This is a genomic window from Rheinheimera hassiensis (genome assembly GCF_022436675.1).
GTDB classification, from domain to species: domain Bacteria; phylum Pseudomonadota; class Gammaproteobacteria; order Enterobacterales; family Alteromonadaceae; genus Alishewanella; species Alishewanella hassiensis.
Map to the genome: position 1 here is coordinate 85,465 of NZ_JAKUJZ010000006.1, position 12,111 is coordinate 97,575.

Annotated in this window: 16 protein-coding genes and 4 tRNA genes; 7 read left to right on the forward strand and 13 right to left on the reverse strand. The window is 47.1% G+C overall.

Translation table 11 applies throughout. From position 1 onward, the window contains the following. Nucleotides 1–24: 24 nt before the first annotated feature. Complete coding sequence (locus MJX74_RS13830) at nt 25–612, reverse strand: HAD family hydrolase (RefSeq protein WP_240223411.1); 588 nt, start codon at nt 610–612, stop codon at nt 25–27. A gap of 160 nt (nt 613–772) precedes the next feature. On the opposite strand from MJX74_RS13830, the gene MJX74_RS13835 reads away from it, so the two are divergent. Next, complete coding sequence (locus MJX74_RS13835; RefSeq protein ID WP_240223412.1) at nt 773–1,186, forward strand: YccF domain-containing protein; 414 nt, start codon at nt 773–775, stop codon at nt 1,184–1,186. A 44-nt stretch (nt 1,187–1,230) separates the two neighbouring features. Continuing rightward, nucleotides 1,231–1,569 carry an MGMT family protein gene (locus MJX74_RS13840; RefSeq protein ID WP_240223413.1) on the forward strand — a complete coding sequence of 113 codons (339 nt, stop codon included), beginning with the start codon at nt 1,231–1,233 and terminating at the stop codon, nt 1,567–1,569. A gap of 2 nt (nt 1,570–1,571) precedes the next feature. Here MJX74_RS13840 and MJX74_RS13845 read toward each other — a convergent pair whose 3' ends face one another. From MJX74_RS13845 to MJX74_RS13855, 3 genes are read right to left on the reverse strand one after another with little or no spacing between them, the layout of a single operon-like run. Beyond that, on the reverse strand, nt 1,572–1,862 hold the full coding sequence (locus tag MJX74_RS13845) for a hypothetical protein (RefSeq protein ID WP_240223414.1): 291 nt from the start codon (nt 1,860–1,862) through the stop codon (nt 1,572–1,574). Further along, complete coding sequence (locus MJX74_RS13850) at nt 1,859–2,377, reverse strand: hypothetical protein (protein WP_240223415.1); 519 nt, start codon at nt 2,375–2,377, stop codon at nt 1,859–1,861. The genes MJX74_RS13845 and MJX74_RS13850 overlap by 4 nt, the downstream gene beginning before the upstream one ends. Before the next feature lie 28 nt (nt 2,378–2,405). Then, entirely contained in the window at nt 2,406–2,711 is a 306-nt protein-coding gene (locus MJX74_RS13855; protein WP_240223416.1) for a hypothetical protein, read from the reverse strand. Between the two features lie 154 nt (nt 2,712–2,865). Between MJX74_RS13855 and MJX74_RS13860 the strand changes: the two genes are divergently transcribed. Both MJX74_RS13860 and MJX74_RS13865 read left to right on the forward strand, forming a co-directional pair. Continuing rightward, nucleotides 2,866–3,450, forward strand: coding sequence for an acyl carrier protein phosphodiesterase (locus MJX74_RS13860; protein WP_240223417.1), 585 nt, complete (start codon nt 2,866–2,868; stop codon nt 3,448–3,450). A 135-nt stretch (nt 3,451–3,585) separates the two neighbouring features. Beyond that, the gene (locus MJX74_RS13865; protein ID WP_068229699.1) at nt 3,586–4,287 is read left to right on the forward strand and encodes a YebC/PmpR family DNA-binding transcriptional regulator; all 702 of its coding nucleotides are present in this window, start codon (nt 3,586–3,588) and stop codon (nt 4,285–4,287) included. Between the two features lie 72 nt (nt 4,288–4,359). Here MJX74_RS13865 and MJX74_RS13870 read toward each other — a convergent pair whose 3' ends face one another. Beyond that, a complete protein-coding gene (locus tag MJX74_RS13870) occupies nt 4,360–4,743 on the reverse strand; it encodes a cytochrome b562 (RefSeq protein ID WP_240223418.1) in 384 nt (127 codons plus the stop codon). 223 nt (nt 4,744–4,966) lie between these two features. Here MJX74_RS13870 and MJX74_RS13875 point away from each other — a divergent pair, with 223 nt between their 5' ends. Further along, nucleotides 4,967–6,169, forward strand: a complete 1,203-nt coding sequence (locus MJX74_RS13875) for a dipeptidase (RefSeq protein ID WP_240223419.1) — start codon at nt 4,967–4,969, stop codon at nt 6,167–6,169. Between the two features lie 81 nt (nt 6,170–6,250). Here the strand turns inward: MJX74_RS13875 and MJX74_RS13880 are convergent, their stop codons facing one another. Further along, on the reverse strand, nt 6,251–6,958 hold the full coding sequence (locus MJX74_RS13880; protein WP_240223420.1) for a DUF445 domain-containing protein: 708 nt from the start codon (nt 6,956–6,958) through the stop codon (nt 6,251–6,253). Nucleotides 6,959–7,111: 153 nt separating this feature from the next. On the opposite strand from MJX74_RS13880, the gene yjjX reads away from it, so the two are divergent. Beyond that, entirely contained in the window at nt 7,112–7,630 is a 519-nt protein-coding gene (gene yjjX / locus MJX74_RS13885; protein ID WP_240223421.1) for an inosine/xanthosine triphosphatase, read from the forward strand. A 10-nt stretch (nt 7,631–7,640) separates the two neighbouring features. Here yjjX and MJX74_RS13890 read toward each other — a convergent pair whose 3' ends face one another. Next, nucleotides 7,641–7,832 (reverse strand): hypothetical protein, encoded by a 192-nt coding sequence (locus tag MJX74_RS13890; RefSeq protein WP_068229678.1) that lies wholly within the window; start codon nt 7,830–7,832, stop codon nt 7,641–7,643. A gap of 89 nt (nt 7,833–7,921) precedes the next feature. Further along, entirely contained in the window at nt 7,922–9,415 is a 1,494-nt protein-coding gene (gene bdpA / locus MJX74_RS13895) for a BAR domain-like protein A BdpA (protein WP_240223422.1), read from the reverse strand. 172 nt (nt 9,416–9,587) lie between these two features. On the opposite strand from bdpA, the gene MJX74_RS13900 reads away from it, so the two are divergent. Further along, on the forward strand, nt 9,588–10,283 hold the full coding sequence (locus tag MJX74_RS13900; protein WP_240223423.1) for a 2OG-Fe(II) oxygenase: 696 nt from the start codon (nt 9,588–9,590) through the stop codon (nt 10,281–10,283). Between the two features lie 218 nt (nt 10,284–10,501). Here MJX74_RS13900 and MJX74_RS13905 read toward each other — a convergent pair. The 5 genes from MJX74_RS13905 to MJX74_RS13925 form a co-directional block, all read right to left on the reverse strand. After that, nucleotides 10,502–10,591, reverse strand: a tRNA-Ser gene (locus MJX74_RS13905). A gap of 115 nt (nt 10,592–10,706) precedes the next feature. Continuing rightward, nucleotides 10,707–11,765 carry a quinolinate synthase NadA gene (gene nadA / locus MJX74_RS13910; protein WP_240223424.1) on the reverse strand — a complete coding sequence of 353 codons (1,059 nt, stop codon included), beginning with the start codon at nt 11,763–11,765 and terminating at the stop codon, nt 10,707–10,709. 71 nt (nt 11,766–11,836) lie between these two features. Next, nucleotides 11,837–11,912 (reverse strand) — tRNA-Lys (locus MJX74_RS13915). Nucleotides 11,913–11,931: 19 nt separating this feature from the next. After that, a tRNA-Lys gene (locus tag MJX74_RS13920) sits at nt 11,932–12,007 on the reverse strand. 17 nt (nt 12,008–12,024) lie between these two features. Further along, nucleotides 12,025–12,100 (reverse strand) — tRNA-Lys (locus MJX74_RS13925). Between the last annotated feature and the right edge of the window lie 11 nt (nt 12,101–12,111).

A 12,111-nucleotide genomic window follows, 5' to 3' on the forward strand; every position in this document is an offset into this window, starting at 1 on the left:
TCACGTAACGGCGCTACCTTGCAGCTAGCGCAACAATGCTGCGCTTAACTGATTAAAATGATTGAAACTCCAATCTGCCTGAGCAGCAAAATGCTGGTTATATTGATTCAGATATAAGCAAGACGCCATACCTGCGTTGGCAGCAGTTTGAATATCAAAAATATAATCACCAACATAAATCATCTGCTGTACAGGCAACTGCAATTCAGCAGCAAAACGCAGCAAACCGGCCGGATCAGGTTTTGCGGCGCAGTCTTCCCGTGTCAGCACACGCTGAATAGGGATCTGCAACCGTTGTAACGTTAACTGAGTTGCTGCGCGCATATTTCGTGTCAGTAGCGCCAGCGGTATACCGGCTTTTATCAGTGTCTGTAAGCACTCTTCAGCGCCAGGCATCCAGCAGGCTTGTCTGGCGCCGTTTAGCTCATGCTGGCAGATAATCTGCTCGATTCTGCTGTTTTCAGCGGGATCAGCCACCTGAGCCAATGTTTCCAGTAAAGGTGTGCCATGCGGCCAGCCGATATCGTCACACATAGCGGCAAAATCTAACGCCGAGTCAACCAGAGTGCCGTCAAGGTCAAACACTACTGCTTTTATATGTTGTAGCTGCAAGCCGAAGCTCCTTATTCCATATTAGTCATTTTGGTCAAAAGTTAGTGAAATCTATCTCTGAGCTGCTTTCGCCTAAACTTATGCTATTGTTTTTAAATGAATTAGCTTTGGCACACTTTCTGCCTGAATAATCATATCACTACATCATAAGGAAGAGAAAATGAGTATTTTTAGGTTACTGTTTAATATACTGTGGTTTGTGCTGGGTGGTTTTGTCATGGGGCTACTGTGGTGGCTGGCAGGCCTGTTGTGTTTTATCAGTATTATTGGTATTCCCTTTGGCCGCAGCTGCTTTGTTATTGGCGAAATGGCGTTTTGGCCCTTTGGTCAGGATGCAGTAAACCGGCGCTACATTAACCGCTATGACGATATAGGTACCGGTACTATGGGTACACTGGGCAATATTATCTGGTTTTTGTTTTTTGGTATCTGGCTGGCTATTGGCCACCTTGGCCACGCGCTGGTATGCTTTGTCAGTATTATCGGCATACCTTTTGGCATACAGCATTTAAAACTGGCCATGCTATCGCTGGCACCTATTGGTAAAACGGTTGTAGCACGTCACGCCATCTGATGCTAAAACACGGATACATGTAGCAACAAATGGGCATAACTTATATGGCAAAACACCACTATCAGCGTATCTGGCAAACGGTAAAGCAAATTCCAGCCGGCAAAGTAGCCAGCTATGGCCAGATAGCAGATTTGGCAGGCCTGCCCGGCCGCGCCAGATTAGTGGGCAAAGCACTGGGATATGCCCCAACCGAACTCGCAGTACCCTGGTATAGAGTACTGCGTAGTGATCGCAGCCTGGCGTTTCCACAAGGATCAGCAACAGCCGAAGAGCAACGCCAGCATTTGCTGGCAGAAGGTGTATTGATAAAACAGAACAGGGTAAGCAAGAACGATATCTGGCAGCCTGAATTGGCAGAATTACTATTTAACCTGCAGTATTAATATTAAACCCGGTTTAGCCGTTTCTTTGAGCGTAGTAAAGCTTCCTGCTCAAACTCTTCCATATATTCAGCTAAATCGCCTTTCCATTTTTCATCAGCTGCATCTACTGCATCTTTAACTAAACCCACTTCAAGTTGATCACGTTGCACCAGCAGTTTATGCGCCCGGCTATGCATTTCCAGCTCAACCTCAGCCTGAATCTGACTGATTGAGCGCAGTAATAACAATTTACGGTAAGCAAAAAACGCAAAAAAGTTGATGATTATAAGAATAAAAAAGTATAACCAATTCATCCCACAGCCAACCTTATATTTTTACTCTTAGTTTTCACATTCGCAACCCAAAGCGCAACTATTACAGGTACTAAGATAACGTTAATAATCGGGATGCCGTACTGGTAAAGTACCAGGAAAATGTCAGTATTACTGACAAAGCGATCAAAAAATCTAATTGTCTGTATTGACGCTAAAGCCAAAAATGCAACGCCGACAATATTTGCAATGCTGCTGACGTTTTGTCTCAATAAATTGTGAAATTTATAAAGTAAGAATATCGCTACACAATCGAAAAAAATAAACACGCCGTACCACAGAAACTTATAGAACACACCAGGCAAACTGGCTAATTGATAGAGCAATGGAGTTAAAGCAGTCATTGCTCCATTTGCAACAGCTAAAACCATCAGTGAGATAACTAAAGACGATACCTTTCGCTCAATAAACACTGAAAGAACAAATAATAAAAAATATGCCACAAATACCAGCTTACCAAGATCAAATAATATTGTCTCAACAGTGTCCCAGATCATAGTGTCCCCTCTATAAGGTTAATTAGAATCACGTGTTAGGCGGCTCTATACCTTCACCATTACCAGAAACTGTAACGGGTGGCTCAATACCCTCACCATTACCAGCAACTGTATTCGGCGGCTCAATGCCCTCACCATTACCAAGTGTTGTGACTGCTTCTTTCGCCAGCAATGCTTTTGCTTGATCGCTAATTTGCACTGAATCGGTTGTTTTTATGGCAGGAGACGCTACAGCCTGAGTATTTTGTTGTTTTAACGGGGCCGTGGCTGCTTTTTCCTGAGTATATAACTGCAACTGGGCAGTGTTGTTATTGCTGATATTATTTACTGACATGCTCTACCTCTTGTATTGAGTTGTATCTCAGCCTCATACTAAGATCCATAGCAAAAGAACTCCAGCAAATTTACAGCCATTTATTTGACAAAAAAGTGATATTTACGCCAAAGATGTAACCTTAAGTAATTATCCGGCCTATATAAGGATGAAAGTGAATTATCTTGCCCATGCTGTGTTAGCAAAACCCAACCTTTATTCACTTACCGGGAATTTGCTTGGTGATTTTTGTAAAGGCATGCCGCTGGACACTTTGCACCCGGATATCCGGGCTGGATTGCTAAATCACCGGGCTACAGACAGTTTTACTGATCAGCATCCTGAAGTCAGGCAACTAAAAGCCTTGTTCTCCCCCACCCGGCGCCGCTTTGCCGGTATTGCACTGGACGTGTTATTTGATCACTTTCTTATCAGACATTGGCAACAGTTTTACAGCACAACCTTCGCCGATTACAAACAACAGCTTTATGCTGATTTAGCCGCGGCTGAACCGTTAATGCCTGTAGTCATGGCAAACACAATGCGCAGTGTGCGTACGCATGACTGGTTCAGTAGCTACCAGCAACTGCCGCAGTTAGGAATGGCATTAGACCGTATTGCCAGCCGAATAAGGTTTGCACATCAATTCGCCGGCATTATTGACGAAATTCAGCCGCAATATACCGCTTTGGAGCAGAGCTTTTTAAGGTTTTACCCACAATTGCAGCAACATATACAGCAATTGGCGCTTGAAGCCTGAGCAATAACACCCCACCACAAATAGGTTTGATGTTATTCCAACAGATTTATCCCGCCATTAGTTGCGTTAAAAGCCTGCTATTGGCTAGACTAGCGCCCTGTTCGTTTTGATAGCTAAAAATACAGGAGCGCAATAATGGGCGCACAATGGAAAGCCAAACATAAAATGGATGCTGCCAACGCCAAAGGCCGCATTTTTACCAAGCTGGCAAAAGAGATTGCCGTTGCAGCGCGTAACGGCGCCGACCCGGATATGAATGCCAAACTACGCTCGGCCATTGAGGCGGCAAAAAAAGCATCAATGCCAAAAGATACGCTGGAGCGTGCTATTAAAAAAGGCGCGGGGTTGCTTGATGGCCCGGCAAACTATGAAACCGTCGTTTATGAAGGCTTTGCACCGCATCAGGTGCCGGTTATTGTTGAGTGCTTAACTGACAATAAAAACCGCAGCGCCATGAGTATCCGGCAATTGTTCCGCAAAGGCCAACTGGCTACTTCCGGTGCAATATCCTGGGATTTTAAGCATTTAGGTCAGATTGAAGCTGAACCTACCAATGCAGACGCCGATGCTGAACTGGCTGCCATCGAAGCCGGTGCACAGGATTTTGAAGCCGGTGACGATAACGAAGTTGTGTTTTTAACTGAAGCTACCGATTTAGACTTGGTGGCAAAAGCTCTGCCAGAATTTGGCTTTAGCGTACTGACCGCTAAACTGGTATACCGTGCCAATAACCCGGTATCACTGGACGATACGCAGCGCGCTGAAGTAGAAGCCTTTTTAGATGCTATTGATGCTGATGATGACGTACAGAACGTTTACGTTGGCTTAGCCGGCTAAATTACTTTCTCTGTTATCAGCTTCGCTAAAACAGCCATCCTGTCGGGTGGCTGTGTTGTTTTTGCTGCACGCCTAACCAAATAGTAAACGCCAGATACTGACTTTTCGCTGCTGATGATATTCTTTGCGCAGTGTATCCACCTTCTGCAAATGCAATTTGGCCTGTGCAACATCGTCCTGCGTAGCGGCCTGCCGGGCTAACTGAAGCTCTGCCAATACCTGCTGCAGGCCCTGTTTAAACTGCTCGGCTTTTTCCGGTTCAAAATCAGCCTTGGCCGACTGTTGTGTCAGGCTGATCAACTCATCCAGTACCGGCAGAAGTTGGCCGGCGCTTTGCGCGTCATATGCCTGCTTATACTGAAAGGCCATATTCTTCATGGTTTTTTCCAGATCAACCGACGCCATAGCCGACACAGAGTAAAACAACCAACACAGGCTAAAACACAGAATGCGCATCACACTATCTCAAAAAACAATAAGGTGGTTATTGTAGCGTAAAGCGCCCCACAGGCATATCTTGCTTTGGTCGGCATACGCGCAAAGTAGCAGGCCGTTAAAACCCAGCCAGGGCCTGCACCAGACGCGAAAATAACCAGACTGGTCTGACAGTACTTGTCGTTAGCCGTTAAACCTGTTGAGATAGCCACGGGAACCCGACATACGATAAGAGATAACAATAATGAAGCAAACACTCACTCCTTTAGCCTTATTTTGTGGTGCAGCCCTGTTAAGTGGCTGCGCTGCAACAAGCGATAACAGCGCGGCCTCACAGGCCAGCACCGCGCAGCAACTGGCACAGCAATATATTATTATCGACACCCACATCGATGTGCCTTACCGGCTGCATAAAGACTGGGAAGACGTTACTGCGGCGACGAAGCGTGGTGAATTTGATTATCCACGGGCGCAAGCAGGCGGTTTAAATGCGCCTTTTATGTCTATTTATATCCCGGCTTCGTATGAGCGCAGTGGCGGCGGTTATCAGTTGGCAAACCAGCTGATTGACAGCATGGAAGCCCTGGCAGCCCGTGCACCGGATAAATTCGCCATGGCGTACAGCACAAAAGATGTAGTCGAACAGTTCGGCAGTGGCAAAGTCTCACTGGCGCTGGGCATGGAAAACGGCACGCCGATAAATGGCAAGCTGGAAAACCTGCAACATTTTTATCAGCGCGGCATCCGTTACATTACGCTATCACATTCTGAGAGCAACCATATTGCCGATTCCAGTTACGATTTACGCCGGCGCTGGAATGGCTTAAGCCCGTTCGGTAAAGAGCTGGTAGTGGCAATGAACAATATTGGTATGATGATCGATATTTCGCATGTATCAGATGACGCTTTTTATCAGGCAGTTGAGATCAGTAAGGTGCCGGTTATCGCTTCACATTCGTCGCTGCGCAGTTATACCCCGGGCTTTGAGCGCAACATGGATGATGACATGATCAAAGCGCTGGCGAAAAACGGCGGCGTAGTACAAATTAACTTTGGCTCGTCTTTTGTTACCATGATGGCTAACCAATATGGCGCTCTGCGCAAAGCCGCAGCGAAACAAGCCGGTGTAGCCGATGATGATGCTTTTGAACTGGCGTTTCGCAAAAAACATCCCTATCCGTTTGCGACCCTAGATACCGTACTTGACCATATTGAACATGTAGTAAAACTGGTAGGTATTGACTACGTTGGTATTGGCTCTGACTACGATGGCGTAGGTGATTCGCTACCGGTAGGCCTTAAGGATGTTGCCAGCTATCCAAATTTAATCAACGGCTTACTGCAGCGTGGCTATAGCAATGCCGATATCGAAAAAATTCTGTCGGGTAATTTCCTGCGCGTCTGGCGTGAAGTAGAGCAGTACGCGGCACAACAAAAAGCCGGGTAAACACCAGTTAAGCGCGGCAGAAGCCGCGCTTAACTATCAGCTGTACACCCGCTTTTTATTGAGGTGATTTGTACCGGTGCATTACTGAATAAGGCCTGCCAGCACGCCGATAGCACCACCAAATACACCACCCCATACCACCAGCCAACCTAAATGCTGGCGGATCATCTGTTGAATAATATCTTTTACCAATTCAGGGGTCAGCTCGTTTAAGCGCTGCTGCACTATAGTGTCGACCTGAGCACGCATGCTTTGTAGTTGCTCAGGCTGGTCCAGTTGTGCCAGCACCAGCTGGTTAAATTCATCGGTTTGCGATACCTCTACCAGGGCACTTTTCAGCTTGCCGATAAACGGCTCTTTTAACGGTAATAAGGCTGCGCTACCGCCAAACATGCCCAGCATACCGCCAAATGATGATTGCTCTACTACTTTTAACAAGGAGTCAAAAGCAGGCGACAGATCGGTCTGTGCTATAACCGGCTCAAAATCAAATGCCTTACCATGGCTTTGCTGTTTGTCTGCCAAAAAGCGTTCGATATTGTTGCTGCTGAAAAACTGTGTCATCACCAGTTGGTAAATACCTGCTTTAAACTGCTCAAACCGGGCGGGAATTACGCCAGAGCCATACAAAAGCGGTACTTTTTCAAACAGCATATGCACCGCCAGCCAGTTGGTCAAAGCACCGGATAACGCAAATAAGCCTACACTGAGTATAAGTGGTTGCTGCAAATACCAACCTGCCAGCGTAATTGCTGCGGCTACCCCGTTAGTAACAACATTTTTATTCATGCCTGCCTCCGCTATTAATACATAAGCCCTGTTGAATCAAAGCGTAGTGGCGCCGATTCTAATCAGCTAAAAGCCTGCAGGCAAGCTCCGGCTTCAGCTATCGGCGAATTCGGGTTATGCTGGGCGGGTATAAATGACAGCAAGTGAGTTCAGATGAAAATAGTCGTTGCCTCGGCAAATCCGGCAAAAATCCGCGCGGTACAGGATGCATTAGCACAGGTATTTAACGGCAAAACACTGCAATGCAGCGGGCAAAGTACCGACTCTGGTGTGCCGGCACAGCCTATGACCAGTGAAGAAACCTTACAAGGTGCGCTCAACCGGCTGCAGGCAGTTGCAGCTGCCGCGCCGGGAGCAGAATATTATGTTGCCATTGAAGCAGGTTTAGACGGCGACTGCAGCTTCGCCTGGATTGTTATTGCCCACCAGGGACGCATCAGTAAAACCCGCTCGGCCAGTTTACCCATTCCACCCGCTGCACTCATGGCATTGCAACAAGGCGAAGAGCTGGGTGATGTTATCGACCTTATGTTCGCGCAACATAATATTAAACAACAAGGTGGAGCCATTGCCATGTTAACCAACCATCTGCTAACACGCTCAAGTGTGTATCAGCAAGCGATTATCCTGGCAATGATCCCGTTTATTCAGCCGCAGCTGTTTACTACTTAACCGTAAAAACTCAGTTGTAACCTAATACTGCACAGTGTGCGGTATCGGCATCACGACGGCTGGTTTTAACTTCTGCAGTGTCACTGTTGTCAGTCCATACCAGGCTCAATGCCTGACGTTCTTGCTGAGTTAAATCCACCGTTTTTTGCTGATTAAAGTAAAAACGTGGTTCTTGCTCATGATTCTGTTTAACTGCACTCATAGCAGACTCCTGTAGTGGGTATAAAAAGAGAGTACCCACTAACTTTATAAGCCTTAGCCTGAGCGCAGGCTGAACAATAAATTTATCTGCTACAGATACGCCCGGTTGAATGACTCTTTCGATTGCTGCAGATAACTGCGCGCCTTTTGCGCATGATTTTCCCAGATCTGTTTATCGGCGGCGTCGGTAAACGGGTTTTGGCTGCTACTTACTGAGCGCTCAAAACGGTCATAGTGCGTTAGCATGGCTGAAGTGATCTGATTAAACTGATCTTTATAGCTTTGGGTATGATCCAGCTGCTCTGAGGTTTTCAGCACAAAACGGATAAGCTCAGTATTATTACCCTCATCCAGATAGCTCTTCGCTTTTAGCGTAATATTCCCCGCCACCTCTTCCATAAGTTTGTGCCGTACCAGTTCATCTTTGCTAAGCGCCCTGCTAATCGTTTCCTGAGAGCGCGCCATGCTGGCATGTTGTAAAGTGTCGCGCAGTTGTTTATCTAAATTACGCCGAAAACCGTCAATACTCTTTTGAATATTCAGTAATTCGGCATCCAGCGCAGCTACTTGCAGCAACTCTTTTTCCAGTTCAGCCAGAAAACGCTCTGCATCCTGATAAATTTTCAGGCCATTTTGCTCTGCAAATTTACGATCAGAGCGGCTTAACCCCGCATCGCTGTAATTCGATTTATCAAAACTGGATGCCAGAAAAGACTTAAACGGCTCAGCAAAAGCCGAATATGCCCCTGCGCTTACTACGTTCAGTGTGGCTGTGGCCAGGTCGCCAAACGGCTTTAACATAGAATTTAGCCGGGCTTGTTGCAGTGGTGTTGTTACACGTTTTGCATCATTAATAATGCTGCGAAAACTGGCATAAGCCATCGGGTTAGACATTTTATTACGCTCTGAGCTTGCCAGCGCCAGCGCAATACCGGAATGCAGTGCATTGGCGTATTCCAGATACTGGCGCTGCAAATCCAGCTGGGCGGCGTAATTAACGCCCAAGGTACGGAAAGACTCCGCCTGCAACGCAATATTCTGATCCTGACGCAATTTGTCCAGAATACCACTAACAATACGCTGCTCATTCTTCTGTAAAGCGGTTGACAGTAAAATGCGCTCTACCAGTACATCGTCTATATCTACTACACCATTTACTGCGTCTATATCCAGGCGCAGGTAGCGCTTAGCGGGTTCATCAATAGACACCCGGTATGCTTTATAACTTACATCGCCGCCGCTATGCTCTATCAGAGCTACCGGCTGCCACAACGCATTTAACGATGGCATATCCGACACCAGCACATGAATGCGGTATGCGGTAATATTCGAATCAGGCCGCACCCATAATTCCAGTATGCCCATCTCACCGATAGCATCTTTGCTAAATAACACACTGTTACCAGACTTACACCGCAGCGCCGACTCCCCCGAGCGCGGTACACCAAGCAAAGCCCGGCAATCACCCAGTTGGCGCCAGCGCTCACCATCACTGTTTTCAAAGCCATCACTGAAAACCACAGCCGCCTGAGCTGAAACACCAGGCAGCCAGGCAGCAAGCAACAACGCAATCAAATTACGCATGAAAACTCCGAAACTGGAAGTAAGTATAAAACCACCGGATAGCGGCTTTTGGAAGTGCGGCTATTTTAACCGAATACGGCCCTGCTGCAATACTGCGTTAGTGGACACTGCTTAAAATACTGTATCATCAAACTTTTAACACACTATCTGCCCCTACAAGTGAGTCGTTTAAATGTGGCTGAATAAAGAGCAAGTGCTCGATGCTGCGATACGCACCTATAGAAAAACGGTATTGCACTCTACTCCCCAGCATGTCGTTATTGATAATTTATTTGATAGCAACAAACTCGATGAAGTTGTCCGTGTTTTACAGCAAGATAGTTGCTGGCAAACACAGAAACACACCTACTCAGCTTTATATGTCGATAACGCAAAATGGCAAAAAGCCAGGAAAAAACACCGTTTTGTACAACGAGATACTTGGCAACGCCCTGCACTTAATGCTGCAGGCGCGCCGGGTAATCTTGCCGCGCAGTTTTTGGCGTTTTTACGTGGCGATGAATTTATGTCTTTATTATCACGTATCTTTAAAGTGGCATTAACCGATATCAATGTGGCTAATCCCGCTATTAACAGCAATTATTTTCGCTTAGGTGCAACCGACTTTGTTAATCAGCACGCGGATGACTCACCGGGCAGAGAAGTGTGTATGTTGTTGTATTTAAATAAAGACTGGCACCACAACAACGGTGGTGACTTGGTTTTTATGGGGAAGGATGAGAAACCGGTCAGTATAGCGCCATTGTATAACCGCTGCGTATTGTTCAACCCCGCCTCACCGGGCTCTGAGCATTGGGTAAAAGCGCTGACAACCGAAAATACACAACGATACCGTTATAACGTCACCAGTTGGTATTGGTCTGAGTAGAAAGCGATTCATTCGACGCGTAAATGACAAAGGCCCACGCTTTTGGCCGAGAGAGGGATTCACTCATGCCATCCATGGCATTCGCCCTTCGGGTGGCAAAGCCATGCAAAACGGCTATCCTGCCGTTTTTTCGAACCGAAGGGTTCGAACCAAATCCTCTGTCTCGACGCATAAATGACAAAGGCCCACGCTTTTAGCGTGGGCCTTTGTCATTTATCTGGCGGAGAGAGAGGGATTCGAACCCTCGTTAGGGGTTAACCTAAACACACTTTCCAGGCGTGCGCCTTCAGCCACTCAGCCATCTCTCCGGAACTTGCGTTGCAAGCGCGGCTATACTAGGGAAATTCACCGCGCGCTGCAACTGTTATATGTAGTAGTACTTTGTTTATGCCTGCTTTTTATACATATCAACCGAAAAGCTGATTAAGCGTTGCCTTTTACCTGCGTTTTCAGCTCTTTTGCAAAGTTCAGCATGCGGTTAAGTGGCACTAAGGCTTTTTCCCGCTGTGCGGCATCAACAAAGATCTCATGGCCGGTAGTGTCTGTCAGTGCCGCCTCAATCGCTTTTAAGCCATTCATTGCCATCCAGGGGCAATGGGCACAGCTGCGGCACGTGGCGCCGTTACCACCGGTTGGCGCTTCAATAAAGCTCTTGCCGGGCATCTGCTGCTGCATCTTATAAAAGATGCCCTTATCGGTGGCGACAATAAAGGTGTCGTTAGGTAGCGTCTGGCTGGCTTTAATCAGCTGACTGGTAGAACCTACTGCATCAGCTAACTGGACTACGCTGTCAGGTGATTCAGGATGCACCAGCACAGCTGCATTGGGGTACTGTTTTTTCAGCTCAACCAGGGCATTAGCTTTAAATTCATCGTGCACGATACAAGCTGCGTTCCACAGCAACATGTCAGCACCGGTTTGCTTTTGTACCCAGGCGCCCAGGTGTTTATCCGGGCCCCAGAGAATCTTTTTGCCCTGGCTGTCTAAATAGTCCACTACATCCAGTGCAATCGATGATGTTACCACCCAGTCGGCGCGGGCTTTTACCGCTGCAGAAGTGTTGGCATATACCACTACTACGCGATCAGGGTGCGCATCACAAAAGGCCGAGAACGGCTCTGCCGGGCAGCCTAAGTCCAACGAACAGGTCGCTTCCAGCGTGGGCATTAATACCGTTTTGTTGGGCGTAAGAATTTTGGCGGTTTCGCCCATAAACTTTACCCCGGCGACAATTAGTGTTTTCGCCGGATGTTCATTACCAAAACGGGCCATTTCTAAAGAGTCTGACACACAGCCGCCTGTTTCTTCGGCCAGTGCCTGTATTTCCGGATCAGTATAATAATGCGCTACCAGCACGGCGTCTTTTTGCTGTAACAGGGTTTTGATACGGTCTTTATAGGCTTGCTTTTCGTCACCGCTCAGTGGCAGTGGCTTTTTCGGAAAGGCAAAGTCTTGCTCTGTGAAATACAACGTCTGTTCCATAGGGCTTACCTGCTGGCTTTAAAAGGCGGCTATTATAGCGCTGCGAATTGAGAAAATACAGTATGGCGGCATGGTGGGTCATGATGGATTCGAACCATCGACCAACGGATTAAAAGTCCGCTGCTCTACCAGCTGAGCTAATGACCCATGCAGGAAAACAAAGAAGTGGTGGGCCATGATGAATTCGAATCATCGACCAACGGATTAAAAGTCCGCTGCTCTACCAGCTGAGCTAATGGCCCAAACAGGGTTATCGAAGTGGTGGGCCATGATGAATTCGAATCATCGACCAACGGATTAAAAGTCCGCTGCTCTACCAGCTGAGCTAATGGCCCATTTCGATAGC

Bases quoted from the DNA above. Each gene is read 5' to 3' on its own strand.
- MJX74_RS13850 (WP_240223415.1), bottom strand. From the start codon at position 2,377: ATGATCTGGGACACTGTTGAGACAATATTATTTGATCTTGGTAAGCTG.
- MJX74_RS13870 (WP_240223418.1), bottom strand. From the start codon at position 4,743: ATGCGCATTCTGTGTTTTAGCCTGTGTTGGTTGTTTTACTCTGTGTCG.
- MJX74_RS13900 (WP_240223423.1), top strand. From the start codon at position 9,588: ATGTGGCTGAATAAAGAGCAAGTGCTCGATGCTGCGATACGCACCTAT.
- bdpA (WP_240223422.1), bottom strand. From the start codon at position 9,415: ATGCGTAATTTGATTGCGTTGTTGCTTGCTGCCTGGCTGCCTGGTGTT.
- MJX74_RS13890 (WP_068229678.1), bottom strand. From the start codon at position 7,832: ATGAGTGCAGTTAAACAGAATCATGAGCAAGAACCACGTTTTTACTTT.
- nadA (WP_240223424.1), bottom strand. From the start codon at position 11,765: ATGGAACAGACGTTGTATTTCACAGAGCAAGACTTTGCCTTTCCGAAA.
- yjjX (WP_240223421.1), top strand. From the start codon at position 7,112: ATGAAAATAGTCGTTGCCTCGGCAAATCCGGCAAAAATCCGCGCGGTA.
- MJX74_RS13845 (WP_240223414.1), bottom strand. From the start codon at position 1,862: ATGAATTGGTTATACTTTTTTATTCTTATAATCATCAACTTTTTTGCG.
- MJX74_RS13865 (WP_068229699.1), top strand. From the start codon at position 3,586: ATGGGCGCACAATGGAAAGCCAAACATAAAATGGATGCTGCCAACGCC.
- MJX74_RS13835 (WP_240223412.1), top strand. From the start codon at position 773: ATGAGTATTTTTAGGTTACTGTTTAATATACTGTGGTTTGTGCTGGGT.
- MJX74_RS13880 (WP_240223420.1), bottom strand. From the start codon at position 6,958: ATGAATAAAAATGTTGTTACTAACGGGGTAGCCGCAGCAATTACGCTG.
- MJX74_RS13875 (WP_240223419.1), top strand. From the start codon at position 4,967: ATGAAGCAAACACTCACTCCTTTAGCCTTATTTTGTGGTGCAGCCCTG.
- MJX74_RS13855 (WP_240223416.1), bottom strand. From the start codon at position 2,711: ATGTCAGTAAATAATATCAGCAATAACAACACTGCCCAGTTGCAGTTA.
- MJX74_RS13840 (WP_240223413.1), top strand. From the start codon at position 1,231: ATGGCAAAACACCACTATCAGCGTATCTGGCAAACGGTAAAGCAAATT.